The sequence below is a fragment of the Caulobacter sp. 602-2 genome, assembly GCF_011043625.1.
GTDB lineage: Bacteria > Pseudomonadota > Alphaproteobacteria > Caulobacterales > Caulobacteraceae > Caulobacter.
In genome coordinates, this window is the sequence record NZ_JAAKGT010000014.1 from 1 (window position 1) to 23464 (window position 23464).

Below are 23464 nucleotides of genomic sequence, written 5' to 3' on the forward strand. Positions count from 1 at the left end.
CTCTGGGGGAGGTGGCCCGGAGGGCCGGAGGGGGCCCTTCCCTAAACCAGCAGGTCCGCGCAGGCGTCGAGCACCGCGTCGGCGTCCAGGCGGTACTTCGCATAGAGGTCCGGCAGATCCCCCGACTGACCGAAGGTCTCCAGGCCCAGCGCCCGCAGGCGGTGGCCATGCACCGAGCCCAGCCAGGACAGCGTGGCCGGCGCGCCGTCGACCAAGGTGACCAGGCCCGCATCGCGCGGCAGGTCGGCCAGAAGGCGCTCCACCGTCGAGGTCCGCTTGGTCCCATCCGTCCAGCGCGAGCGGCCAGCGGCGGTCCAGTCGCGGTGCAGCACGTCGGCCGAGGTCACGGCCAGCAGGCCCGCGCCCGGTTCGTCCTCCAGAAGCGCGGCGTGGGCCTCCAGGGCTTCGGGCGCGAGGGCGCCGCTGTAGACGATGGCCAGGCGCGCGTCCGGCGCCGGACGCTTCAGCCAGTAGGCGCCTTCGACGACGCCCTGCTTCCACGATCCGTCCGGCCGCTCAGGCTGGGCGATGCTCCTGGTGGACAGGCGAAGATAGGTCGAGCAGCCGTCGGCGGCCTGGATGCGCTCGAAGGCGTGAGCCATCAACACCGCCGTCTCGTCGGCGAAGGCGGGCTCGTAGCTGTCCAACCCCGGCTGGCTCATGCCGATCAGCGGCGAGCCGATCGACTGGTGCGCGCCGCCTTCCGGGGCCAGCGTCAGGCCCGACGGCGTGGCCACCAGCAGGAAGCGGGCGTCCTGGTAGCAGGCGTAGTTCAGCGCATCGAGGCCGCGAGCGATGAAGGGGTCGTAGAGCGTGCCGACCGGGAACAGACGCTCGCCGAACAGCGGCGCGGTCAGGCCAAGCGCCGCCAGGGCGATGAACAGGTTGTTCTCGGCGATGCCCAGTTCGACGTGCTGGCCCGTCTCGCCCATCGACCACACCTGGGCCGAGGGGATGCGACGGCGCTTGAAGACGTCCTCGTGGGCTCGGCGGTGAAACACCCCGCGCCGGTTCACGAAACCGCCCAGGTTGGTCGACACCGTCACGTCTGGCGAGGTGGTCACCACCCGGCCGGCGAACTCATCCTTGCGGGCGGCGATGTCGAACATGACCTTGCCGAAGGCGGCCTGGGTCGACTGCTCGGCCCCGCCAGCCACCGCCGCCAGCAGTTCGTCCTGGGTCGGCGTGGCCAGGGTCGCCGCCGTGTAGTTGCGATCGTTGGCCGCCGCGAAGGGCGCGCGGGCCACGAGGCCCTTCAACGCCGTGCGCTCGGCCGACGACAGGCCCGACAGCGCGTCCCACTCCTCGCCCTCGACCACGCCCAGCCGCTCGCGCAGCTCGGCGATCTGGGTGGGGTTCATCAGGCCCGCGTGGTTGTCCTTGTGGCCCTGGAACGGCAGTCGCAGGCCCTTGACGGTGTAGGCGATGAAGAACCGCGGGGCGTCGTCCCGGGAAGCCCGTTCGAAGGCCTCCAGGATCGTCTCCAGGCAGTGGCCGCCCAGCTCGGTCATCAGCTCGCCCAGATCGACGTCCTTGTACGACGCCACCAGCGCCAGGGCGTCGGGCTCGCCGGCCAGGTCGGCGGTCAGGCGCTCGCGCCAGGCCGCGCCGCCCTGATAGGTCAGGGCCGAATAGAGGTCGTTGGGCGCGGTCTCGATCCAGGCCTTCAGCGCCGCTCCGCCCGGTCGTTCGAAGGCTTCGCGCTGGCGCTTGGACCACTTCAGGGTCTCGACGGTCCAGCCGGCGGCCTCGAAGATCTCGCCATAGCGGGTGAACATCCGGTCCTTGGTCGTCGCGTCCAGGCTCTGGCGGTTGTAGTCGACGATCCACCAGGTGTTGCGCAGGTCGTGCTTGCAGGCCTCGATCAGGGCTTCGTAGATGTTGCCCTCGTCCAGTTCGGCGTCGCCCAGCAGCGAGATCATCCGCCCCATGCTCTCGGGCTTCACCGAGCCGCGCGCGGCCAGATAGTCCTGGGCCAGAGAGGCGAAGGCCGTGACCGCCACGCCCAGGCCCACCGAGCCGGTCGAGAAGTCGACGTCGTCGACGTCCTTGGTGCGCGAGGGATAGGACTGCGCGCCGCCCAGGGCGCGGAAGGCCTTCAGCTTGTCCAGGCTCTGGCGGCCGAACAGATGCTGGATGGCGTGGAAGACGGGGCTGGCGTGCGGCTTGACCGCTACCCGGTCCTGCGGCCGCAGCGCCTTCATGTAGAGCGCCGTCATCAGCGTGGTCATCGAGGCGCACGAGGCCTGGTGACCGCCGACCTTCAGCCCGTCGCGGCTTTCGCGAAGGTGGTTGGCGTTGTGGATCGTCCACGACGCCAGCCAGAGAATGCGTTCCTCGAGACGTCGCAGCAGCGCGATTTCCTGCCGCTTGGCCGTCAGAGACCCGTCAGCCATGCTTCCTCACCCGTTTATACGGGTGAGGTATGCCCCTCGCCCGCCTTTTCGCGCGCTTCATAGTCCTCGATCTGCCGCGCCGTCCACTCCGGAGATTTCGTGAAGCGTGCGAGCAGGTTGTAGAACACCGGAACGATGAACAGCGTTAGCAGGGTCGCCACGATCGCGCCGAAGAAGATCACGGCCCCGATCGTCTGGCGGCTTCCCGCCCCGGCCCCGGTCCAGAGCAGCAGCGGCAAGGCGCCCATGGCCGTGGCGATCGAGGTCATGATGATCGGGCGCAGGCGCAGGGCCGCCGCCTCGATCACCGCCTCGGTGACCTTCAGGCCCTCGTCGCGCAGTTGGTTGGCGAACTCGACGATGAGGATGCCGTTCTTGGCGGCGATGCCGATCAGGATGATCAGGCCGATCTGGCTGTAGGTGTTGATGGTCGAGCCGGCCATCACCAGGCCGAACAGGCCGCCCAGCACCGCCAGCGGCACGGTCAGCATGATCACCGCCGGGTGGATCCAGCTTTCGAACTGCGCGGCCAGCACCAGGAACACCAGCAGCAGGGCCAGGCCGAAGGCGATGGCGATGCCGCCCGAGCCTTCCAGGTAGTCCTTGGCCTGGCCGCCCCACTTGATGCTGACGCCGGGGGTCGGATGTTGCGCGGCCTGGGCCTGGAAGAAGCTGACGGCGTCCTCGACGGTGTAGCCGGGCGACAGTTGCGTGGTCAGGGTCACCGAGCGCAGGCGGTCGACGCGCGGGCGGTCGGGGGTGTCGCCTCTAAGCTCGGTCCTGACCACCGTCGACAGCGGCACCAGCCCGCCGGCGTTGGTGCGCACCTGCAGCTTGTCGAGGTCGGCCACGCTGCGGCGCTGGTCGAGCTCGGTCTGCAGGATGACGTCGTATTCCTGGCCGTTCTTGATGTAGGTCGTCGCCTGGCGCGAGCCGAACATCGTCTCCAGCGCCCGGCCTACGGCCTGGGCCGAGACGCCGAGGCTGGCGGCCTTGTCGAGGTCGATCTGCACCGACAGGCGCGGCGCGGTCGGCTCGTAGTCGATGCGCGGGCGCGAGAAGCCCGGGTTCTCCTGCGAGGCGGCCAGGATCGGCTTCAGCCAGTTGGACAGCTGGACGTAGTCGTTGCCGACGGCGATGAGGTCGACATTGGTGCCGCCGCCGCCACCGCCGCCCCCGCCGCGCTGGAAGGCGCCGCGAACGCTGGCCACGGCGCGCACGCCGGTGATCTTGGAAAGGTCCTTGTTCAGCTCGGCCGCCACGTCGTCGGCGGTCTTGTCGCGCTCGCCCCAGCCTTTGAGCACCACCACGCCGTTGCCCGAGTTGAACTGGCTCTGGCCAAAGCGCGGAATGGTCAGGATGGTCCGCTCGGCAACGCCGTCCTCGCGATAGCGGGCCATGATCTTCTCGATCCGGGCGCCGATCGCGGCGGTGTAGTCGAAGCCGGCGCCTTCGGGCGCGCTGATCTGGATGTCTACGCGGCCGCGGTCCTCGGCCGGCACCAGTTCCTTGGGCAGGCTGACGAACAGCAGGGCTGCGAAGCCGGCCAGCAGGATCACCGCCCCGCCGGCGGCGAAGCTGGCGGCCCGCACGCCCAGCAGGCTCTCGAGCGAGGCGCGGTAGCTGTCCTTCAGCCGGTCCATCGCCCAGTCCATGCGCTTGTTGAACCAGCCCCCGCCGTGCGCGGGCTTGAGCAGCTTGGAGGCCATCATCGGCGACAGCGACAGCGCCAGCAGGGCCGAGAAGGCCACGGCGGCGGCGATGGCCACGGCCAGCTCGACGAACAGGCGGCCGATATAGCCGGGCAGGAACATCAGCGGCGCGAACACCGAGATCAGCACGATGGTGGTCGCCACCACCGCGAAGAACACCTGGCGCGAGCCGCGCTGGGCGGCGATCAGGGCCGGCTCGCCCTCGTCCACCCGGCGCTGGATGTTCTCGACCACGACGATGGCGTCGTCGACCACCAGGCCGACGGCCAGCACCAGGGCCAGCAGGGTCAGGAGGTTCAGCGAGAAGCCCAGCGGCGCCAGGACGATGAAGGTCGACAGGATGCAGATCGGCGCGACGATCGAGGGGATCAGCGCCGAGCGCCAACTGCCCAGGAAGATCAGGTTGACCAGCGCCACCAGGGCCACGGACATGCCCATGGTGATCCAGACCTCGTGGATGGCCTCGGCGGTGAACACCGAGTTGTCCACGGCCACCACCAGCTTGGTGCCCGGCGGCAGGGTTTGGTTGATGACCTCGACCTCCTTGCGGACGGCCTCGGAGATGGCGACGTCGTTGGCCTGCGACTGGCGGGTCAGGCCGATGCCGACCTGGTCGACGCCGTTGCCCCGGAACAGGCGCCGGCGCTCGTCCGGCCCTTCCTCGATACGGGCCACGTCCGACAGGCGCAGCACGAAGCCGTTGCCGTCGGCGGCGCGGATCGGAAGACGGGCGAAGTCGGCCGGCGTGGCGTAGGCGCGGGCCACGCGGATGGTGAAGTCCTTGGCGCTGCTCTCCAGCGAGCCGGCGGGCAGTTCCAGGTTCTGGGCGTTCAGCGCGTCCTCGACGTCGCTGACGGTCACGCCGCGGGCGGCCATGGCGTCGGCGTTCAGCCAGATGCGCATGGCGTAGATCTTGGCCCCGAACAGGTTGGCCTGGGCCACGCCGTCGATGGTCGACATCCGCTCGACCAGGTAGCGGTCGGCGTAGTCGGCCAGTTCCAGCGGATCCAGCGTCGTCGAGGTCAGGTTCAGGATGATGATCGGCGAGGCGTCGGCGTTGGCCTTGGCGATCTGCGGCGGGTCGGCCTGGTCGGGCAGGTTGGCCGAGACGCGGCTGACGGCGTCGCGCACGTCGTTGGCGGCGGCGTCCAGGTCGCGGTCCAGGCGGAAGGTGATGCTGATCTGCGAGCGGCCGTCGCGCGACGAGCTGTTGACCCGGTCGATGCCCTGGATGCCCGACACCTGGCGCTCGATCACCTGGGTGATGCGCTCTTCGATGACCTCGGCCGAGGCGCCGCGATAGACGGTCGAGATCGACACCACCGGCGGGTCGACATTGGGCAGTTCACGGATCGGCAGCGAGCCGAAGGCCGCCAGGCCGATGACGCAGAGGATGATCGCCGCGACGGCGGCGAATACCGGGCGGCGGACGGAGATGTCGGACAGCATCAGCCGGCCTTACGGTCTTGGCCGGGCTTTCCGCCCTGCGCGCCCGGGCCGCCGGCCGGCTTGGCGACGTCGCGCACAGCGCCGCCGTCCTGCACGCGGTTGAGGCCGTCGGCCACCACCACGTCGCCGGCCTTCAGGCCCGAGCGGATCTCGACGAAGCCGTCGGCCGTCAGGCCGGTGGTGATGTTGGTGCGGCGGGCGACCTGGCCCTTCTCGCCCTTGGCGACCAGGAACACCGAGGCCTGCTGGCCTTCGAACTGCACGGCCGCTTCCGGCACGGCCAGGCCCTGGCGCACGCCCTGGTCGATGGCGACCTTGACCAGCATGCCCGGCTTCAGGCGACCGCCCGGGTTGGGGAACTCGGCGCGGGCCTTGATGGCGCGGGTGGCCGCGTCGATACGGGTGTCGATCTGGGCGATCTGGCCCTGGAAGGTCTCGCCCGGCAGAGCGTCGGGGCTGGCCTTGATCGGCAGGCCCTCGCGCAGGGTGGCGAGGTAGCGGTCGGGAACGGCGAAGTCGACGCGCACCACCGAGGCGTCGTCGAGGCTGACGATGGCCCCGCCCGGCGCGATCAGCGTGCCGGGAGCGACGTCGGAGATGCCGACACGGCCGGCGAACGGCGCGCGGATCACGCGGTCCAGGCGCTGGGCCTTGGCAGAGGCCAGGGCGGCCTTGGCGCTTTCATAGGCGGCCAGGTTCTGCTCGGCCGTGGCGCGCGGGGCGATGCCCTTGTCGGCCAGGGTCTTCCAGCGGTCGTAGTTGCGCTTGGCCTGGTCCAGGTTGGCCTGGGCCTGGGCGATGTCGGCGGTTTCCTGGTCGTCCTTGAGGGTGACCAGCACCTGCCCGCGCGAAACCAGCTGGCCGTCGCGGAAATGGACAGCGGTGATCAGCTCGGTGGTGTTGGAGGTGATCGTCACCGACTGGCGGCCCTTGGCCACGCCCAGCACTTCGATGCGGTCGGTGAAGGGGCGCTCGCCCACCTTGACCTGCGAGACGGCCGTGGCGCGGCCGCCAGGGCCGCCCTGCCCTTCGGCCTTGCCGCCGAACAGCAGCTTGGCTCCGCCGGCCAGGATCATCAGAACCAACGCGACCCCGGCCGCGATGAGGAAGAAGTGCCTGCGGATCACAAATACGCTCCGGCGCCGTTGAACCGGCGCCCTTAAGGTCTAGGTTGGGGCGACATATGACCCCACCCTAGACCCGCGTCTAGTGACACTAGAATTACGCGGCATTTCAACTCTGCAACACTTGAACGCCATCAACTTGACGTAACGTCGGTCGCCAAGCTTGGCCGTTCGCGTCTAGGCCGCGTAGCCAGGGGACTCCCGGTCGAGCTTGCGCAGGCAACCGGGCCAGGCCAGGCCCGCGATCATGCCCAGGCCCATGCCCGTCTGGCTGCGAACCTCGGCCTGCGCTGCCTCAGGAGCGAGCAGCACCTGATCGCGCCCTGCGCTGAGAGCCATCACCTGCTGGGCGCAGGCGCGCTCCAGGAAGAACATCCCGAGCCAGCATTCGGCCGCCGTGCGGCCCACGGCCAGGGTGCCGTGGTTGCGCAGCAGCATCAGACGCCTGTCGCCCAGGTCGGCCACCAGGCGCTCGCGCTCGTCGAGGTTCAGGGCGATGCCCTCGTAGTCGTGATAGGCCAGCTGCGGCGTGACGATCAGCGCCTGCTGGCTCAGCGGCAGCAGGCCCTCGGCATGGGCGGCCACCGCCACGCCCTGGTCGGTGTGCAGATGCATCACGAACTGGGCGTCCTCGCGCGCGGCGTGGATGGCCGAGTGGATCGTGAAGCCCGCCGGATTGATGAAGTACGGCGTCTTGTCGACGACATTGCCGTCGAGATCGACCTTCACCAGGCACGAGGCGGTCATCTCGCCGAAGAACATGCCGTACGGGTTGATCAGGAAGTGGTGCTCGGGCCCCGGGATCCGCGCCGAGATGTGGGTGAAGATCATGTCGTCCCAGCCGTGCACCGCGACCAGGCGGTAGAGGGCCGCCAGGTCGACCCGGGCCTGCCATTCGGCCTCGCTGACCTGATCCTTGATCGATGCGGCGATCGCGCCGGTTCCGTCGGCCATGACGCTTGCTCCCGTAAGTTATCATTGTTGAGTTGAGCGTCGCGCCGTCGGGCGCCGACGTCAAGCGACCCGCGTTCGATCGGATCGTACTTGCCAGCGCCCTTTCCCCGTCGGACGGTCCTGGCGGATTCGAAGACGGGGGATCTGCCGCATGTTGCCCTTGATCGGCGTGGGCGTGATCGTCCTGGGCTTCGCCCTGCGGTTCAATCCGCTGCTGGTGGTGGTCTGCGCCGCCATGGCCTCGGGCCTGGCCGCGGGCCTTGGCCCTCTGGAGGTGCTGGCCGCCTTCGGCAAGGCCTTCAACCAGAACCGCTATGTCAGCATCGCCTGGCTGATCCTGCCCGCCATCGGCGTGCTCGAGCGCTCGGGCCTGCAGGAGCGCGCGCGTATGGCGATCAAGAGCCTGAAGGCCGCCACCGCCGGCCGGATCCTGGTCGTCTACCTGCTGCTGCGCCAGCTGACAGCGGCCATGGGCCTGATCTCGATCGCCGGCCACGCCCAGACCGTCCGCCCCCTCGTCGCCCCGATGGCCGAGGCCGCCGCCGAGAACCAGGGCGAGCTGGACGACGCCACCCGCGACCAGGTCAAGGCCATGAGCGCCGGCACCGACAATGTCGGCGTCTTCTTCGGCGAGGACGTCTTCATGGCCATCGGCTCGATCCTGCTGATCGTCGGCTTCCTCGACCAGAACGGCCTGGTGGTCGAGCCGCTACACCTTTCGGTCTGGGCCATCCCGACGGCGATCTGCGCCTTCCTCGTACACGGGGCGCGCCTGCTGCTCTTCGACCGCAAGCTCTCGAAGCGCGAGGTGAAGGCATGATCGGCCTGCCGCTCGTCTACCTGCTGGCCGGCTTCATGTTCACGGCCTTCGCAGCCCTGAGCCTTAGCGACAAGGCCAACCCGAAGCGCCTGGGCAACGCCGCCTTCTGGGGTCTGTTCGCGATCAGCTTCCTGTTCGGCGACAGCCTGGGCGACCTGGGCAACGGTTTCCTGGTGGTGGCGCTGGCCCTGCTGGCCGGCACGGGCCGCCTGGGCGTCGGCCAGCCCAGGACCACCACGGGCGAAGAGCGTGCGCAGATGGCGCAGCGCTTCGGCCTCAAGCTGTTCCTTCCCGCCCTGCTGATCCCAATCATCGTGCTGGCGGGCACCTTCACCTTCAAGGCCCTGACCTGGCACGGCCAGCACGTCGTCGATCCCAAGCAGGCGACCCTGGTGTCCCTGGCCATCGCCGCCGTCGTCGCCGCCGTCCTCGCCCAGCGCCTGTTCGGCCAGCCCGCCGCCTCGCCCCTGCAGGAAGGCCGCCGCCTGATGGACCTGGTCGGCTGGGCCGCCCTGCTGCCGCAGATGCTGGCGGCGCTGGGCGCGGTCTTCGCCCTGGCGGGCGTGGGTCAGACCATCGGCGACATCACCCTGGCGATCACGCCGGTCGACAGCCGCCTGGCCGTGGTCGTCGCCTATTGCCTGGGGATGGCGATCTTCACGGTGATGATGGGCAACGCATTCGCAGCCTTCCCGGTGATGACCGCCGGCATCGGACTGCCGCTGGTGATCGGCCGCTTCGGCGGCGATCCGGCCGTGGTCTGCGCCATCGGCATGCTGTCGGGCTTCTGCGGCACCCTGCTCACGCCGCTGGCCGCCAACTTCAACCTCGTTCCCGCCGCTCTCCTGCAGCTGAAGAACCGCTACGCCGTCATCCAGGCCCAGGCGCCGACGGCTGTGCTGATGCTGCTGATCAACATGGTCCTGATGTATGTCCTCGCTTTCCGCTGAGACCGCCGCCCGCTTCGCCCAGGCCGCCCTGGGCCACGTCGCCCGCGAGTATCCCAACAAGCTCGACCACGTGATGGCCAGCGACGCCGACGCGCAGGGTCCGCGCGCCCTGCACCCGATCTTCTTCGGCAGCTTCGACTGGCACTCCTGCGTCCATGGCTACTGGACCCTGGCGACGCTCCTGCGCCTGCATCCCGAAATCGCCGAGGCCTCGGCGATCCGGGCCCTGTTCGATGACGCCTTCACCGCAAAAAAGGTCGCCGCCGAGGTCGCCTATCTGGCCCGCCCCGAAAGCCGTGGCTTCGAGCGCCCCTACGGCTGGGCCTGGCTGCTGAAGCTGCAGGCCGAACTGCTGGCCCACGACGCGCCCTGGGCCGCGACCCTGCAGCCCCTGGCCGACGCCTTCGTCGCCCGCTACCGCGCCTTCCTGCCGATCGCCGACTATCCGATCCGGGCCGGCGTGCATTCCAACACCGCCTTCGCCCTGGCGCTGGCCGCCGACTATGCCGACGCGACCGGCGACGCCGAGTTCCGCGCCCTGCTCGCGGGCAAGGCCGCCGCCTGGTACGGCCAGGACCGCGCCTGCCAGGCCTGGGAGCCCTCGGGCGACGACTTCCTGTCCTCGGCCCTGGTCGAGGCCCTGGCCATGCGCCGCCTCCAGCCCGACACCTTCGCGACCTGGTTCGCCGCCTTCCTGCCGGACCTGGCCGAACGCCGGCCCGCCACGCTGTTCTCCCCGCCCAGCGTCAGCGACCGCACCGATGGCAAGATCGCCCACCTCGACGGCCTTTCGCTGTCGCGCGCCTGGTGCTGGCGCGCCGTGGCCAAGAACGCCCCGCCGGCTATCGCCGCCGTCGCGCTGGAGGCCGCCGACCTGCACCTGGCCGCCGCCCTGCCCCACGTGACCGGCGACTATATGGGCGAGCACTGGCTGGCGAGCTTCGCCCTGCTGGCGATGCTGGAGGAGTAAGCGGCGATCCTTCTCCCCTTGCGGGAGAAGGTGGCGGCGAAGCCGTCGGATGAGGGGTCTCTCAGAAATTGGACGCCTCGCCCGGCCTGACCGCCACGCGCAGCTTCGAGGTTTGAGAGACCCCTCACCCGACCTGCTCCGCAGGCCACCCTCTCCCGCAAGGGGAGAGGGATCGCACCGATTCCATTGCAGGAAATGGGACCTCCGGCCCTTCGGGCCACCTCCCCCAGAGGGGGAGGATCATCTAAGTTGCCCCGCCGACCGCAACCGGATTCGTCTACCCGTGCTCCTGATCTCCGTCGCCGACCTCACCGAAGCCCAAGCCGTCGAGGAACTGGAGCGTCTCGCCGACGAGATGGCCGGCCACGACCTGCGCTACTATCAGGACGACGCGCCGACGGTCAGCGACGCTGAGTACGACGAGCTCAAGCGCCGCAACGCCGACATCGAGGCGCGCTTCCCGCACCTGATCCGCGAGAACTCGCCGTCGCTGAAGGTCGGCGCCGCGCGCTCGGCCCAGTTCTCGCCGGTCGAGCACGGCGTGCCGATGCTCAGCCTCGACAACGCCTTCTCCAACGACGAGGCGACCGAGTTCGACGCCCGCATCCGCCGTTTCCTGCGCATCGGCGCCGACGAGCCGGTGTTCTACACCGCCGAGCCCAAGATCGACGGCCTGTCGGCCTCGATCCGCTACGAGAAGGGCGTGCTGGTCCAGGGCGCCACGCGCGGCGACGGCCGCGTGGGCGAGGACGTCACGGCCAATCTCAAGACCATCGCCGACATCCCCCATAAGCTGAAGGGCTCGGGCTGGCCGGACGTGATCGAGATCCGCGGCGAGGTCTATGTCGAGCTCGAAGCCTTCGCCGCATTCAATCGCGCGGCCGAGGAAGCCGGCCAGCGCACCTACGCCAACCCGCGCAACTTCGCCGCCGGTTCGCTGCGCCAGATCGACCCGAAGATCAGCGCCACGCGCCCCTTGCGCTTCTTCGGCTACGCCTGGGGCCTGGCGTCCGAGCCCTTCGCCGCGGGCCAGTGGGAAGCGCTGGAAAAGCTGGAGGAATGGGGTTTCGTCACCACCGCTCCGCCGGCCCAGAAGGTCGAGGGCGCGCAAGGCTTGCTCGACGTCTATGCCCACTTCGAGACCCTGCGCCCGCAGCTGCCCTTCGATATCGACGGCGTGGTCTACAAGGTCGACGACCTGGAGCGGCAGCGCCGCCTGGGCTTCGTGTCGCGCTCGCCCCGCTGGGCCATCGCCCGCAAGTTCCCCGCCCAGCGCGCCAAGACCATCCTTGAGGCCATCGACATCCAGGTCGGCCGCACCGGCGCCCACACGCCCGTCGCACGCCTCAAGCCCGTCACCGTCGGCGGCGTCTCGGTGACCAACGCCACCCTGCACAACGCCGACGAGATCGCCCGCCTCGACGCCCGCATCGGCGACACCGTCGTGCTGCAACGCGCCGGCGACGTGATCCCGCAGATCGTCGAGGTCGATCTCGCCGTCCGTCCAGACGATGCAGTCCCCTACGACTTCCCGCACGTCTGCGAATGCCCGCTGAAGACGGCCCTGACCCAGGAGATCAACGCCAACGGCGTGGAGTCCGTGGTCCGCCGCTGCACCGGCGAGTTCGCCTGCCCGTTCCAGCGCGTCGAGCACCTGCGCCACTTCGTCTCGCGCCGCGCCTTCGACATCGAAGGCCTGGGCGAAAAGCAGCTGCAAGCCTTCTTCGAGGAGGGCTGGATCAACGAGCCGGCCGACATCTTCAAGCTGGCCAAGGACGAGGAGAAGCTGGCCGCCTTGCGTGAGCGCGACGGCTACGGCGAGACCTCGGTCAAGAACCTGGTGGCCGGCATCGAGGCCCGGCGCACGATCGGCCTCGATCGGATGATCTACGGCCTGGGCGCGCGCGACATCGGCGACACCACCTCGACGGTGCTGGCCCGTCACTTCGACACCTTCGCCGACCTTCGGGCCGCGTCCGAAGCCGCCGCCGCTGGCCTGCCGGGCGCGACCTATCTGGAACTGTCGACCGCCGCCGGCGTCGGCCCCAAGGCGCTGGATCTTCTCGTGGAGGCCGGCCGCGCCGGCGTGCCCGCCGACCCCTGGCCCCAGTCCGAAGACCTGGAGCTGAAGATCGGCCAGGTGGTTCCGAAACTGACCAAGCCGGCCCGCGCGGCGCTGGCCCAGCGCTACGGAACCTGGGACGCCTTCGCGCAAGGCCTGGCCGAGGCCGCCAAGGGCGCGCCGGGCGAGGACTACCTGCATCTGGCCGCCGTCGACGGCGTCGGCCCCGTGGCCGCCCAGTCGCTAGCCCGCTTCTTCGCCGAAGAGCACAACCGCCAGAAGGTCGAGAACCTGCTGGGCGAGCTCGACGTCCAGGCCGTGGCCAAGCCCAAGACCGACACCGCCGTGGCCGGCAAGACCGTGGTCTTCACCGGCTCGCTGGAGAAGATGACCCGCGACGAGGCCAAGGCTCAGGCGGAGTCGCTCGGCGCCAAGGTCGCCTCGTCGGTGTCCAAGAAGACCCACCTGGTCGTCGCCGGCCCCGGCGCGGGCTCCAAGCTCAAGACCGCCCAGGACCTCGGCATCCAGGTGATGACCGAAGACGAGTGGCTGGCCCTGGTCGCCGGCTGACATGAAGGTCGTCGCCATCGACTTCGAGACGGCCAACGAGACCCGGTCGAGCCCCTGCTCGATCGGCCTGGCCTTTATCGAGGACGGCGCGGTCGCACGCGTCGACCACCACTACATCCGGCCGTGGGACATGCGCTTTGCGCCGTTCAACATCGCCTTCCACGGCATCGGCCCCGACCACGTGCGCGAGGCCGACGAGTTTCCCGCCGTGCTCGACCGGCTGCGCGAGGATCTGGACGGCGCCCTGGTGCTGGCCCACAACGCCGCCTTCGACATCAGCGTCATCCGCCGCACCTGCGAGCACTATCGGATCACGCCGCCGGCCTTCGACTACATGTGCACCGTGCAGGTCGCCCGCAGCGTCTGGCCAAGCCTGCCCTCGCACAAGCTGAACGTCGTCGGCCGTCACCTGGGCGTCAGCTTCAAGCACCACGACGCGGCCGGCGACGCCTATGCCTGCGGCCAGGTCGCCCTCGCCGCCGCCGGAGCGACGGGCGCGGGCCGTATCCACGACCTGCCCGGCCGCATCGGCCTGACGCTGGGCCGGCTGAGCCGGGACGCCTACGCCCCCTCGCAGAGCCGCAGCCTTCCCAGGAAGGCCCCGCCCCCGCCCCGCCCCGTCCTGCCGCCCGGCGCCGAGCGCCGGCTGGCGGGCCGCACGGTGGTCTTCACCGGCCAGCTCGACACCATGAGCCGCCCCGACGCCCAAGGCCTGGCCGCGGCGATGGGCGCGCGCGTGGTTCTCTCGGTGACCAAGGCCGTCGACCTGGTGGTCGCCGGCCCCGGCGCCGGCGCCAAGCTGCGCACCGCCCGCGAGCGGGGATTGCAGATCATGGACGAAGAGGCCTGGCTGGCGCTGGTGGGGTGATCCCCCTCCGGCCCTCCGGGCCACCTCCCCCAGAGGGGGAGGATCTAGTCAGCAAGATGCTCCCCCTCTGGGGGAGCTGTCGCGAAGCGACTGAGGGGGTCTTCCCCTACTTCCCCAGAAACGCCGCCAGCCGGTCCTTCCACAGCACCGCCCAGGTATGGCTGCCGTGGCCCTTGGTCTTCTCGCTGGCCGGCAGCAGCACGAACTGCCCGTGCTTCAGCCGCTTCACCTCGCGCTCGGCGATGCCCAGCTCTGGCGGATTGATGAAGTCGTCGGCCGAGTTGATCCACAGCACCGGGACCTCGATCTTCTCCAGCTCCGCCGATGGGTCGTAGGTGCGCGAGGCGTCGACCTGGTAGAGCAGGTCATTGGCGTCCAGGCCCGCGATGCGGCGGTTGAAGTCGGCCTCCAGCGCCTTGTCGGTCGCCTCGCGGGTCGGCAGGGCCAGCTGCATCGGCAGGGCCGAGGCGCCGGCGATGATCAGGAAGTCGGTCGCCGTGCGCAGGCCCTGCATCGGCTGCTGGGCGTAGTCGCCGCCGTTCCAGGCCGGATCGGCCTTGATGGCGTCCATGGTCATCTTGCGCCACATGCGGTTGCGGCCGGCGATGGCCACCGGCTGGCAGGCGAACGGCGCGAGCTTTTCGGCGAAGCCCGGGTAGGTCTCGCCCCAGACGAAGCCGTGCATGCAGCCCATCGAGGTGCCCATCAAGAGCTGCAGGCGATCAACCTTCAGGCCCTCGACCAGCAACTGGTGCTGGGCCCGCACCATGTCGTCGTAGTCGTAGTGCGGGAAACTGGCCTTCAACCCATCCGAGGGCTTGGAAGATTTCCCGTGGCCGATGCCGTCGGGCAGGATCACGTACCACTTGGCCGGATCCAGCAGGCCGCCGGGAACCAGCAGTTCGTCGGCGAACTGCGGCGACAGGAACTGCTTTCCGCTGCCGCCTGTGCCGTGCAGCACCATCACCGCATTGGTCACCCGCCCTTGCGCGTCGCGCCGCGGCTCGCCCAGGGTCGTGTAGTGCAGCCGCAGTTCCGGCAGGGTCTCGCCCGAACCGAACTCGAAGTCCTTGACGACGAAGTCGCCTTCCTTGTGCGTCACGGCCGGCGCGGCCAGGGCCGAGGTCCCGGAAAGAGCAACACCCAGGGCCAGGCTGGCGGCGAAACGACGGATCATGGCGCTCCTCATGCGCGGACGGTTTCGAACACCTGCCGCAGGTTCGCCGCGCGCGCCCCCTGCGACCGGATCATCAGGAACTTGCCCGAGAACTCGCCCGGCAGGGTCCAGGTCCCCTCCACTTCCGAGCCGTCGGCGCTGAGCACGCCGGCGTAGAACACGTCGTGCTCCCAGCCGTTCGCGCCGTCATAGGTCTTGGTGAAGGTCAGGCTGGCGCCCGAGCGCTTGCCCAGCAGGGTCGAGAACACCTCGGCCACGCCGTATTCGTCGTAGGCGACCTCGTGCACCGCCCCGCTGACCCACGCGCCGCTCTCCAGCACGGTGGCGGTGAACGGCACGGGCGCGACGGCGGCCGGGTAGGAATAGAGCCCCTGCCACACGCCGGTCAGGTTGGTGAGCGCCTCGCTCATGGCTTCACTTGTTTTCGAGACGGGCCACGAGGCTGGAAGTGTCCCAGCGATTGCCGCCCATGGCCTGCACCTCGCCGTAGAAGCCGTCGATCATCCGGGTCATGTCGAGGGCCGCGCCGTTGCGGGCCGCCTCGTCCAGCGCGATGCCCAGGTCCTTGCGCATCCAGTCGACGGCGAAGCCGAACTCGAACTCGCCGCGCGACATCGTCCCCCAGCGGTTCTCCATCTGCCAGGACTGGGCCGCGCCCTTGGAGATCGCCGCCAGCACGTCGTCGGTCGGCAGGCCCGCGCGCTTGGCGAAGTCCAGCGCCTCGGCCACGCCCTGCACCACCCCGGCGATGGCGATCTGGTTGCACATCTTGGTCAGCTGGCCCGCGCCCGACGGCCCCATGCGGCGCATGGCCTTGGCGTAGACCGAAAGCACCGGCTCGGCGGCGGCGTAGGCGGCCTCGTCACCGCCGACCATGATGGTCAGCTGGCCGTTCTCGGCGCCCGCCTGGCCGCCGGACACCGGCGCGTCGAGGAAACCGACGCCCTTCTGGGCGCAAAGGTCGGCCATCTCGCGCGCCACCGTGGCCGAGGTGGTGGTGTGGTCGACGATGATCGCGCCGGCCTCCAGCGCGGGGATAATTTCCGCCACCACGGCGCGGACGTCGTCGTCGTTGCCGACGCACAGGGCCACCAGCTGCGCGCCCTTGCTGGCGCCCGCGATGGTCGGATCGCTCGTCCCGCCGTGCTTTTCCACCCAGCGTGCGGCCTTCTCGGCGGTGCGGTTGTAGACGGTCACGTCATGGCCGGCGGCCTGCAGGTGGCCCGCCATCGGAAAGCCCATGACGCCAAGACCGATGAACGCCGTCTTCATACGCGAGACTCCTTGCCGCACCCTGCGAATTGGCCCCGTGCATGAGCCCTTCGGGCCCGTATCGCAACGCCATTTTAACGTCCTGCGGGCAGGTTGCCCCGACAGGGTTAAGCAGGCTTAAGCACGATGGCGTCGACCGGCGAAGCGCCGATCATCATCAAGAAGGTCAAGAAGGGCGGCGGCCATGGTCACCATGGCGGCGCCTGGAAGGTGGCCTATGCCGACTTCGTGACGGCGATGATGGCCTTCTTCCTGCTGATGTGGCTGCTCAACACCACCAGCCCCGAACAGAAGCAGGGCATCGCCGACTACTTCGCGCCGGCCTCGATCTCGTCCAGCACCAGCGGCTCGGGCGGCATCCTGGGCGGCACCTCGCTGGGCGACGACGGCGCCAAGGCCGACGGCAAGATGTCGGTCGTCCAGCAGATGGCCCCCGAAGCCCCCGACCAGACCAACCAGGACGGCCAGTCCTCGACCACCGCCAGCCTCGACTCGGCCAGCGAGCAGGCCCTGCGCGACGCCCTGGCCAAGAAGGAGCAGGACAGCTTCGCCTCGGCCGCCCAGTCCCTGCGCCAGTCGCTGCAGGACATGCCCGAACTGGCCGAACTGTCCAAGCAGATCCTCATCGACCAGACCCCGGAAGGCCTGCGCATCCAGCTGGTCGACCAGGAAGGCCGCTCGATGTTCAAGGAGGGCTCGCGCGAGCCCAACGACCGCGCCCGCCTGCTGCTGCGCGCCGTGGCCAAGGTCATCAACCAGCTGCCCAACCGCATCACCGTCTCGGGCCACACCAGCGCCGACCAGCGCGGCCGCAAGGCCGACAGCGACTGGGCCCTGTCGGCCCAGCGCGCCGACTCCTCGCGGCAGATTCTCCGCGGCGCCGGCGTCGACGACGACCGCATCTACCAGGTTTCGGGCAAGGCCAACTCCGAACCGCTGTATGCGGACGATCCGACCCTGGCCGGCAACCGCCGCATTTCCATCGTTCTGCTGCGCGAAAAGCCCGTCCTGCCCGATAACCTGTGACCGTTAGCCGCGTCGCGCGTTTGTCCTGCTTGCACAACGGCCCGGCATGCCGCCTAATCACCTTCACGGTTTAGGCGGGGGCCTGACCGGGCGTAAGGGGATTGGGAAGACGTGACGCAGCATTTTCCGACGCGACAGCTTCGGTTCTTCCTGACGGCTCCGACCCCTTGCCCGTACCTGCCCGGCCGCCAGGAACGGAAGGTGTTCACCCACCTGCCCCTGTCCGACGGCCCCGGCGTCAACGACAGCCTGACCCAGGTCGGCTTCCGTCGCTCCCAGAACATCGCCTACCGCCCGGCCTGCGAGACCTGCCGCGCCTGCCAGTCGGCCCGCGCTCCCGCCGCCGATTACGAATTCTCGCGCTCCGAGCGCCGCGCCCTGAACCGCAACAACGATCTGGTCCGCTGCCTGGTCGAGGCCGAGGCCACGCTGGAGCAGTTCGAGCTGCTGCGCCGCTACCTCACCGCCCGCCACGCCGACGGCGGCATGGCGGAAATGACCTGGCCCGACTACGTGGCCATGGTCGAGGACACCGCTGTCCGCACCCACCTGATCGAGTACCGCCGCCCGTCGGTGGATCGCGGTCCCGGCGAACTGGTCGCCTGCGTGCTGGTCGACGTGCTCGCCGACGGCCTGTCGCTGGTCTACAGCTTCTACGACCCGACCGAGGAACGCCGCAGCCTGGGCTCGTTCATCATCCTCGACCACATCGTCCAGGCCCGCCTGACCGGCCTGCCCTACGTCTATCTGGGATACTGGGTCCCGGGGTCGGAGAAGATGGCCTACAAGGCCCGCTTCTCGCCGCTGGAGATCCTCAAGCCCGGCGGCTGGTCGCTGATGTCGGCCCGCGAACGCGGCGCCCGCCCGCCCAAGGCCGCCCCGGCCCCCGCGGTGCGCGAGATCGAACTGTCCGACGCCGTGCCGCTGACCGAACTGCCGGCGGCCGGAAAGCCTTAGGACCCTCTTCCTGTCATTCCCACCTTGGAACCAGGGCCTTCACCGCCATCGACACCCGCCCATAGCGGACGCGTCGAGTGGCTGCGAAGGGGGGATTGTGGACACGGGAGCGTCCTAGTTTGATCGAATGCCCAAGCATCTGAAAATCAAGCTGGAACCCTTGCGCGAGATCGGCTGGCGCGACTGGAATCCCATTGGCGCTGGCTTGCCGGCGGATGAGTATGACACCTATCTCCTCAACGCCGCCGGGCAGATCGTCAACGGCAGGTCAGACGATGCCGTCGCGGACTACCTGGTGTCGGTCGAAGTCGACACCATTGGGCTCACACCCTCTCCCGGTGTCCGTGAGCGTGCGTTGGTCGTCGCTTCAGCAATCCGCACCTACGTGCAGACGTTAAGCTAACAACCGTCCGCAAGGTCGATTGACGTTCGTGCTAAATAGCGAGTTTTGTTGTGAGCAGACGATACTATCGGTGCGATTGGAAAAGCCTCGACGAGGCAAATCCGACCGCGATCTTCTACGAAGTGGATGCGCAGGATCTGGTGACTCGAACTATAAACGTCTTCGCTGACGACGAAGCTGTCGGGCATGAGGCGAGCGAGTTCCCAGCCGAGACAAGGATGGGCCAGAGCCTAGTGGACGGAACGTTCTCGCGAGCTACCGAAGGTATGGCGGTCGGCGAGACCGATCAGACCGGTGATGGTGACATCACTCTGCACGAGATTGATGAGCGCGAGTTTGAAACGGCTTGGGAGCTGACCCTTACGTCCAACTAGGGTGGAAGCTGGTCTTCAGTGGCTGCTGACGCGCAGATCGGCCGAGGCCGCTCTGCCCTGCCGAAGCGGACGCTGTCATGCCGATCGGCATCACCGTTTCCGGCTTGGATACGCAGCGTTCGAAGTGCTGGCCTGATGGGCCAAAGCCATTTTTGAAATGAATGAGACGCGTCGTAGCCTTCGCGTCGATATAGGCGATTACGACTTCGAACTCTTCTACCGGGGCCAGTCGAAATCCCCCTGAGGCGGCGGCCATGCGGCGCTGCTCGGCCTGCGGGACGCGCACGCCCATGCGTTCGAGTTTTTCCACCGGATCGGTATAGCCCCCAAAGAGACAGGCCGTCGTCCAGCGGCCGCCGTTGAGGGGCGCAAGGTCCAGCGTGTCCCGCGCCGTAGGTTCACGGTGTTCGAACGCAGACACCAGCCGGTCGAACTCACGGGTGAAATGGGCGTAATCAGGGTCGGCGACGTCATAGGCGGGTTCAAAGACCCAAGCCTCATGAACTCGCCAACCGAGAAACAGGGCAAGAGCTACTGCGAGAACGATCGTCGCCCCGGCGGCATAAGAACGCCACTTCATGATCCGTCCACCCACCGCGAGCGTTTGCCGGCTCCCGCCATTCCCGCCCTTATGGCGGGAACGACGGGAAAAGTAAGGGCTACGCGCCCCCTACCGCGACCAGGCCACGCCGCCGTCCACCGCCAGCGTGGACCCCACCACATAGTCCCCAGCCCGCGAGGCGAGATAGATCGCCGCCCCCGCCATGTCCTCGGCCTCGCCGATGCGGCCGGCGGGAATGAACTTGGCCACCGCGTCGGCGTGGTCGCGGGCGACGCGGTTCATGTCGCTGGCGAAGGCGCCCGGCGCGATGGCCGACACCGCGATGTTCTCCGGCGCCAGGCGCAGGGCCATGCGCTTGGTCATGTGGATCAGGCCCGCCTTGCTGGCGCCGTAGGGATAGGTCTCCTCCTTGGTCACCGACAGGCCGTCGATCGAAGCGATGTTGATCACCTTGGCCACGCGGGCCTTGGCCGCCTCGCGCAGCGGGGCCAGCAGGGCCTGGGTCAGGAAGAAGGGCGTCTTCATGTTGAGGTCGACGGTCTTGTCCCAGCCGGCCTCGGGGAACTCGTCGATGCCCGCGCCCCAGGCCGCGCCGGCGTTGTTGACCAGGATGTCGAGCTTGCTCTCGCGCTCGAGGATGCGGGCGGCCAGGCCCTGCACGCCCTCCATCGTCGAGATGTCGCCTGGCAGCGAGACGCACTCGCCGAACTGCGACAGCTCCTGTGCGGCCTCGTCGCAGGCGGCGGCCTTGCGGGCGGTGATGTAGACCCTGGCCGCTCCGTGGCGCAGGAAGCCTTCGACGATCATTCGGCCGATGCCGCGCGAACCGCCGGTGACGAGGGCCACGCGGCCCTCGAGCGAAAACAGATCCTGCATGTGATTTCCTCCGTCAGCCCTTTGGCGGGCCTTATTTTTCGGGATTGATGAGCGCCTGGTAGACCAGGGTGGAAGCGCGGTCGCCAAGGTCGCGCAGGGCCGGATCGCCGTCCTTGGCCAGCACGTGGATCATGCCCAGGAAGAAGAGGTCGTTCTCGGGATCGATCCAGAACCAGGTGCCAGCCGCGCCGCCCCAGCTGTAGGTCCCCTTCCCCGCCAGCGTGCCCGCGCGGGCCGGATCGGTGATCACCATGAAGTCGAGGCCGAAGCCCTTGCCGCTGGCCTTGGAGAACTCGGCCTTGGGGTCGTCGAGGATCGCGTCGGGCAGATGGTCGGAAGCCATCAGCTTGACGGTGGCCGGCGACAGGATCCGCGCCCCGTCCAGTTCGCCGCCGTTCAGCAGCATCTGGCAGAAGCGGGCGTAGTCGGCGTTGGTCGACACCAAGCCGCCGCCGCCCGAGGCCACCACCGGCGGCTTGGTGACGTCCAGCACCATGAAGCCGTCGGCCGGCTGGATCTTCTGCTCCTTGCCGTTCCACATGTAGAGACTGGCCAGACGATCGGCCTTCTCGGCCGGCAGCCAGAAGCCGGTGTCCTTCATCTTCAGCGGGTCGAAGATCCGGGCCTGCATGAAGTCAGGCAGGCTCTGGCCCGACAGCTTCTCGACGATGAAGCCCTGGATGTCGACGGCGACGCTGTACTTCCACTGCTTGCCGGGCGGGCCCACCAGCGGCAGCTTGGCCACCTTCTCGACGAACTCCTGGCCGCTCTTGGAGCCCAGCACGCCGGTCGAGACATAGGCCTTGTCGATCGGGTTGTTGGGCACGAGGCCGTAGGCGAAGCCGCCGGTGTGGCTCATGATCTCGCGCATGGTCGGCGGCCGGTCGGCGGCCTCGGTCACGAACGAGCCGTCGGCGTTGACGCCCTTGTAGACGCGCAGGTTGGCGAACTCCGGCACGTACTTGGTCACCGGGTCGTCGAGGCTCCACTTGCCCTCCTCGAACAGGATCATCATCGCCACGCCCGTGACCGGCTTGGTCTGGGAGTAGATGCGGAAGATCGTGTCCTTGGTCATCGGCGGGCCGCCGAAGCCCCGCGCGCCATAGGTTTCGAAGCTGACCACCTTGCCGTGGCGCACCAGCATGGTCGTCGCGCCCGGCAGGTGGCCGGTGGCGACCAGATCCGTCATCAGGGCGTCGAGGCGCTTGAGCCGTTCGGGCGAGACGCCGACGCTTTCCGGCGCGGCCGCGACCAGATGATCCTTCGGCGCGGCCAGGGCGGGCGCGCCGCTCCACGCCAGGGACAGAGCCAGGGCCGTCGCCAACCCGAAACGCCGCCCCGAACCTTGCCTAGCCATCGCGTCACCCCAAACAGCCGTTTGAAGCGACCTTACCCAGGATTGCGACAGGCGCAATCGCGCCGCGCCCGGTCGGCGCGGCGCGATCGTCGAAACACGGCTACTTTTTCTTCTTCGCGTTGGCGGCGAACACCGCCAGGAACACCGTTCCCACCCCGGCGAACACCGCGATCAGGCTGGCGAAGATCGCCACCGACTTCCTGGAGTCGCCGTCGGCGGCATGGGCCAGGGCTGGCGTCGCCAGCAACATCGCGCTGGCCAGCAGCGTCTTCACGGTCTTCATCGAGAAAGCCCCCACAAACGGATACCGGCCCGAGCTAACCCGCCCGCCACCCTCGCGGCAAGGCGGATCACGGATCTACTTGCCCGGGAACAGCGCCTTGTCCGCCGCCTGGGCCATCAGCTCATACCCGGCATCGTTGGGATGCAGGTGGTCGCCGTTGTGCAGGCCCTCGCGGATCCGGCCCGGCTTGGCCGCGTCGCGGACGGCCCCGTCGAAGTCGATGACGCCGTCGAACTCGCCGCCGGTGCGGATCCAGGCGTTGACAGCCTGACGCGTGGCCTCGCCCTTATCGTGATAATAGGCCGCGCCCTCGAACGGCGGGATGACGCCGCCATAGACCTTCACGCCGCGCGCGTGGGCCCGGGCGATCAGCTGGCGATAGCCGGCGATCAGGTCTTCGGGACCGACGACGTCGGCCGTGAAGCCCGGCTGCACGGCCCGGCCGATGTCGTTGATGCCCTCCAGCACCACTACCGCTTTGACGCCCGCCACGCTCAGCACGTCGCGGTCGAAGCGCGACAGCGCGCTGGGGCCCGAGACCTCGCGCAGCAGCCGCCCGCCGCCGACGCCCATGTTGACGACGCTCCAGCCCTGACCGCGCGCGGCCAGGCGGGCCGCCAGCTGCTCGGGCCAGCCCTTGTCGGCGTTGGGGGTCGAGCCCGAGCCTTCGGTGATCGAGTCGCCGATGGCCACCAGCACCGGCGCCTCGCCCTGCCCGCGCACCTCGACGCCGCTGATCAGGCCAGGCCCCTTGAGGGCTTCCTCGCCGGGGATCGCGTCCTTGGCGACATGATTGCCGGGCGGGGCCACGAACAGGCGCACGCGGTGGCCGGCCGGGGCCTGGGTCCCGACGTAGAAGACCGCCGCCGACACGTAATCCATCGCCTTCACCGGCAGGATCACCGGATCGCTCAGCACCGGCGCGCCCGGCGGGATCGTGAACTCGGCCTTGCCGCCGACGGTCACCGCGATCGGCGCGCCCAGGATCTTTCCGTCAGCTCCGGCCCGCGCGAGCGTGATCGCGCCCACCGCCAGCGGACGCTCGTTCAGTTCGTTGGACAGGCGCAGCCGCACGGCTTCGCCGCCGGCGTTCAGGCGCATCACCTGGCGCACGGTGACGTCGGTGAAGGCCCGCGCTTCGCCTGGACGGGCGACGGCCTGCGGCGCGATCGGCGCGTTGCCCCAGGCGCTGCGCCAGGCAGGCGCCGGGGCGACGGCGGCCGCGGGGGCTTTCGGCGCGGCCAGCAGCGGCGCGGGCGCCAGCGCCAGCAAAAGGGCGGCGGACAGGATGGATCGGTTCAT

General features: G+C 69.0%; 21 protein-coding genes. 9 read left to right on the top strand and 12 right to left on the bottom strand.

Annotated features, from left to right (window positions below; translation table 11 throughout):
- Window positions 1-41 precede the first annotated feature (41 nt).
- The 4 genes from G5B46_RS21165 to G5B46_RS21180 form a co-directional block, all read right to left on the bottom strand.
- On the bottom strand, window positions 42-2396 hold the full coding sequence (locus tag G5B46_RS21165; RefSeq protein WP_165262167.1) for a transketolase: 2355 nt from the start codon (window positions 2394-2396) through the stop codon (window positions 42-44).
- Window positions 2397-2410: 14 nt separating this feature from the next.
- The gene (locus G5B46_RS21170) at window positions 2411-5557 is read right to left on the bottom strand and encodes an efflux RND transporter permease subunit (protein ID WP_165262169.1); all 3147 of its coding nucleotides are present in this window, start codon (window positions 5555-5557) and stop codon (window positions 2411-2413) included.
- On the bottom strand, window positions 5557-6684 hold the full coding sequence (locus tag G5B46_RS21175) for an efflux RND transporter periplasmic adaptor subunit (RefSeq protein WP_165262171.1): 1128 nt from the start codon (window positions 6682-6684) through the stop codon (window positions 5557-5559). The genes G5B46_RS21170 and G5B46_RS21175 overlap by 1 nt, the downstream gene beginning before the upstream one ends.
- A gap of 174 nt (window positions 6685-6858) precedes the next feature.
- Window positions 6859-7635 (bottom strand): class II aldolase/adducin family protein, encoded by a 777-nt coding sequence (locus G5B46_RS21180; protein ID WP_165262173.1) that lies wholly within the window; start codon window positions 7633-7635, stop codon window positions 6859-6861.
- 151 nt (window positions 7636-7786) lie between these two features.
- Here G5B46_RS21180 and G5B46_RS21185 point away from each other — a divergent pair, with 151 nt between their 5' ends.
- The 5 genes from G5B46_RS21185 (at window position 7787) to G5B46_RS21205 (ending at window position 13875) form a co-directional block, all read left to right on the top strand.
- Window positions 7787-8455 carry a DUF969 domain-containing protein gene (locus G5B46_RS21185; protein ID WP_165262175.1) on the top strand — a complete coding sequence of 223 codons (669 nt, stop codon included), beginning with the start codon at window positions 7787-7789 and terminating at the stop codon, window positions 8453-8455.
- Window positions 8452-9405: a DUF979 domain-containing protein gene (locus G5B46_RS21190; RefSeq protein WP_165262177.1), complete on the top strand. Its 954-nt coding sequence runs from the start codon at window positions 8452-8454 to the stop codon at window positions 9403-9405. Before G5B46_RS21185 ends, G5B46_RS21190 begins: the two co-directional genes overlap by 4 nt.
- Window positions 9386-10375: a DUF2891 domain-containing protein gene (locus tag G5B46_RS21195; protein ID WP_165262179.1), complete on the top strand. Its 990-nt coding sequence runs from the start codon at window positions 9386-9388 to the stop codon at window positions 10373-10375. Before G5B46_RS21190 ends, G5B46_RS21195 begins: the two co-directional genes overlap by 20 nt.
- Before the next feature lie 283 nt (window positions 10376-10658).
- Complete coding sequence (ligA, locus tag G5B46_RS21200) at window positions 10659-13007, top strand: NAD-dependent DNA ligase LigA (protein ID WP_165262181.1); 2349 nt, start codon at window positions 10659-10661, stop codon at window positions 13005-13007.
- A gap of 1 nt (window position 13008) precedes the next feature.
- A complete protein-coding gene (locus tag G5B46_RS21205; protein WP_165262183.1) occupies window positions 13009-13875 on the top strand; it encodes an exonuclease domain-containing protein in 867 nt (288 codons plus the stop codon).
- Between the two features lie 106 nt (window positions 13876-13981).
- Here the strand turns inward: G5B46_RS21205 and G5B46_RS21210 are convergent, their stop codons facing one another.
- From G5B46_RS21210 to G5B46_RS21220, 3 genes are read right to left on the bottom strand one after another with little or no spacing between them, the layout of a single operon-like run.
- Complete coding sequence (locus tag G5B46_RS21210; RefSeq protein WP_165262185.1) at window positions 13982-15052, bottom strand: alpha/beta fold hydrolase; 1071 nt, start codon at window positions 15050-15052, stop codon at window positions 13982-13984.
- 8 nt (window positions 15053-15060) lie between these two features.
- Window positions 15061-15462 (bottom strand): hypothetical protein, encoded by a 402-nt coding sequence (locus tag G5B46_RS21215; RefSeq protein ID WP_165262187.1) that lies wholly within the window; start codon window positions 15460-15462, stop codon window positions 15061-15063.
- 4 nt (window positions 15463-15466) lie between these two features.
- Window positions 15467-16324, bottom strand: a complete 858-nt coding sequence (locus G5B46_RS21220; RefSeq protein WP_165262189.1) for an NAD(P)-dependent oxidoreductase — start codon at window positions 16322-16324, stop codon at window positions 15467-15469.
- 126 nt (window positions 16325-16450) lie between these two features.
- Between G5B46_RS21220 and G5B46_RS21225 the strand changes: the two genes are divergently transcribed.
- From G5B46_RS21225 to G5B46_RS21240, 4 genes are all read left to right on the top strand, one after another.
- Window positions 16451-17350, top strand: a complete 900-nt coding sequence (locus G5B46_RS21225) for a flagellar motor protein MotB (RefSeq protein ID WP_165262191.1) — start codon at window positions 16451-16453, stop codon at window positions 17348-17350.
- 111 nt (window positions 17351-17461) lie between these two features.
- Window positions 17462-18307 carry an arginyltransferase gene (locus tag G5B46_RS21230; protein ID WP_165262193.1) on the top strand — a complete coding sequence of 282 codons (846 nt, stop codon included), beginning with the start codon at window positions 17462-17464 and terminating at the stop codon, window positions 18305-18307.
- A 127-nt stretch (window positions 18308-18434) separates the two neighbouring features.
- The gene (locus G5B46_RS21235; RefSeq protein ID WP_165262195.1) at window positions 18435-18710 is read left to right on the top strand and encodes a hypothetical protein; all 276 of its coding nucleotides are present in this window, start codon (window positions 18435-18437) and stop codon (window positions 18708-18710) included.
- A 50-nt stretch (window positions 18711-18760) separates the two neighbouring features.
- A complete protein-coding gene (locus tag G5B46_RS21240) occupies window positions 18761-19084 on the top strand; it encodes a hypothetical protein (RefSeq protein ID WP_165262197.1) in 324 nt (107 codons plus the stop codon).
- Here the strand turns inward: G5B46_RS21240 and G5B46_RS21245 are convergent.
- The 5 genes from G5B46_RS21245 to G5B46_RS21265 form a co-directional block, all read right to left on the bottom strand.
- Window positions 19071-19664 carry a hypothetical protein gene (locus G5B46_RS21245; protein ID WP_165262199.1) on the bottom strand — a complete coding sequence of 198 codons (594 nt, stop codon included), beginning with the start codon at window positions 19662-19664 and terminating at the stop codon, window positions 19071-19073. The genes G5B46_RS21240 and G5B46_RS21245 overlap by 14 nt on opposite strands.
- Window positions 19665-19754: 90 nt before the next feature.
- Entirely contained in the window at window positions 19755-20522 is a 768-nt protein-coding gene (locus G5B46_RS21250) for an SDR family oxidoreductase (protein ID WP_165262201.1), read from the bottom strand.
- Between the two features lie 31 nt (window positions 20523-20553).
- Window positions 20554-21879, bottom strand: a complete 1326-nt coding sequence (locus tag G5B46_RS21255) for a serine hydrolase domain-containing protein (RefSeq protein ID WP_165262203.1) — start codon at window positions 21877-21879, stop codon at window positions 20554-20556.
- Window positions 21880-21979: 100 nt separating this feature from the next.
- Window positions 21980-22162 carry a hypothetical protein gene (locus G5B46_RS21260; RefSeq protein ID WP_165262205.1) on the bottom strand — a complete coding sequence of 61 codons (183 nt, stop codon included), beginning with the start codon at window positions 22160-22162 and terminating at the stop codon, window positions 21980-21982.
- A 75-nt stretch (window positions 22163-22237) separates the two neighbouring features.
- Window positions 22238-23464: an SGNH/GDSL hydrolase family protein gene (locus G5B46_RS21265; protein WP_165262207.1), complete on the bottom strand. Its 1227-nt coding sequence runs from the start codon at window positions 23462-23464 to the stop codon at window positions 22238-22240.

Excerpts from the sequence above, each read along its gene's own strand:
- G5B46_RS21165 (WP_165262167.1), bottom strand. The coding sequence starts at position 2,396 with ATGGCTGACGGGTCTCTGACGGCCAAGCGGCAGGAAATCGCGCTGCTG.
- G5B46_RS21170 (WP_165262169.1), bottom strand. The coding sequence starts at position 5,557 with ATGCTGTCCGACATCTCCGTCCGCCGCCCGGTATTCGCCGCCGTCGCG.
- G5B46_RS21180 (WP_165262173.1), bottom strand. The coding sequence starts at position 7,635 with ATGGCCGACGGAACCGGCGCGATCGCCGCATCGATCAAGGATCAGGTC.
- G5B46_RS21185 (WP_165262175.1), top strand. The coding sequence starts at position 7,787 with ATGTTGCCCTTGATCGGCGTGGGCGTGATCGTCCTGGGCTTCGCCCTG.
- G5B46_RS21190 (WP_165262177.1), top strand. The coding sequence starts at position 8,452 with ATGATCGGCCTGCCGCTCGTCTACCTGCTGGCCGGCTTCATGTTCACG.
- G5B46_RS21195 (WP_165262179.1), top strand. The coding sequence starts at position 9,386 with ATGTCCTCGCTTTCCGCTGAGACCGCCGCCCGCTTCGCCCAGGCCGCC.
- G5B46_RS21205 (WP_165262183.1), top strand. The coding sequence starts at position 13,009 with ATGAAGGTCGTCGCCATCGACTTCGAGACGGCCAACGAGACCCGGTCG.
- G5B46_RS21210 (WP_165262185.1), bottom strand. The coding sequence starts at position 15,052 with ATGATCCGTCGTTTCGCCGCCAGCCTGGCCCTGGGTGTTGCTCTTTCC.
- G5B46_RS21215 (WP_165262187.1), bottom strand. The coding sequence starts at position 15,462 with ATGAGCGAGGCGCTCACCAACCTGACCGGCGTGTGGCAGGGGCTCTAT.
- G5B46_RS21220 (WP_165262189.1), bottom strand. The coding sequence starts at position 16,324 with ATGAAGACGGCGTTCATCGGTCTTGGCGTCATGGGCTTTCCGATGGCG.
- G5B46_RS21225 (WP_165262191.1), top strand. The coding sequence starts at position 16,451 with ATGGCGTCGACCGGCGAAGCGCCGATCATCATCAAGAAGGTCAAGAAG.
- G5B46_RS21235 (WP_165262195.1), top strand. The coding sequence starts at position 18,435 with ATGCCCAAGCATCTGAAAATCAAGCTGGAACCCTTGCGCGAGATCGGC.
- G5B46_RS21245 (WP_165262199.1), bottom strand. The coding sequence starts at position 19,664 with ATGAAGTGGCGTTCTTATGCCGCCGGGGCGACGATCGTTCTCGCAGTA.
- G5B46_RS21250 (WP_165262201.1), bottom strand. The coding sequence starts at position 20,522 with ATGCAGGATCTGTTTTCGCTCGAGGGCCGCGTGGCCCTCGTCACCGGC.
- G5B46_RS21255 (WP_165262203.1), bottom strand. The coding sequence starts at position 21,879 with ATGGCTAGGCAAGGTTCGGGGCGGCGTTTCGGGTTGGCGACGGCCCTG.
- G5B46_RS21260 (WP_165262205.1), bottom strand. The coding sequence starts at position 22,162 with ATGAAGACCGTGAAGACGCTGCTGGCCAGCGCGATGTTGCTGGCGACG.
- G5B46_RS21265 (WP_165262207.1), bottom strand. The coding sequence starts at position 23,464 with ATGAACCGATCCATCCTGTCCGCCGCCCTTTTGCTGGCGCTGGCGCCC.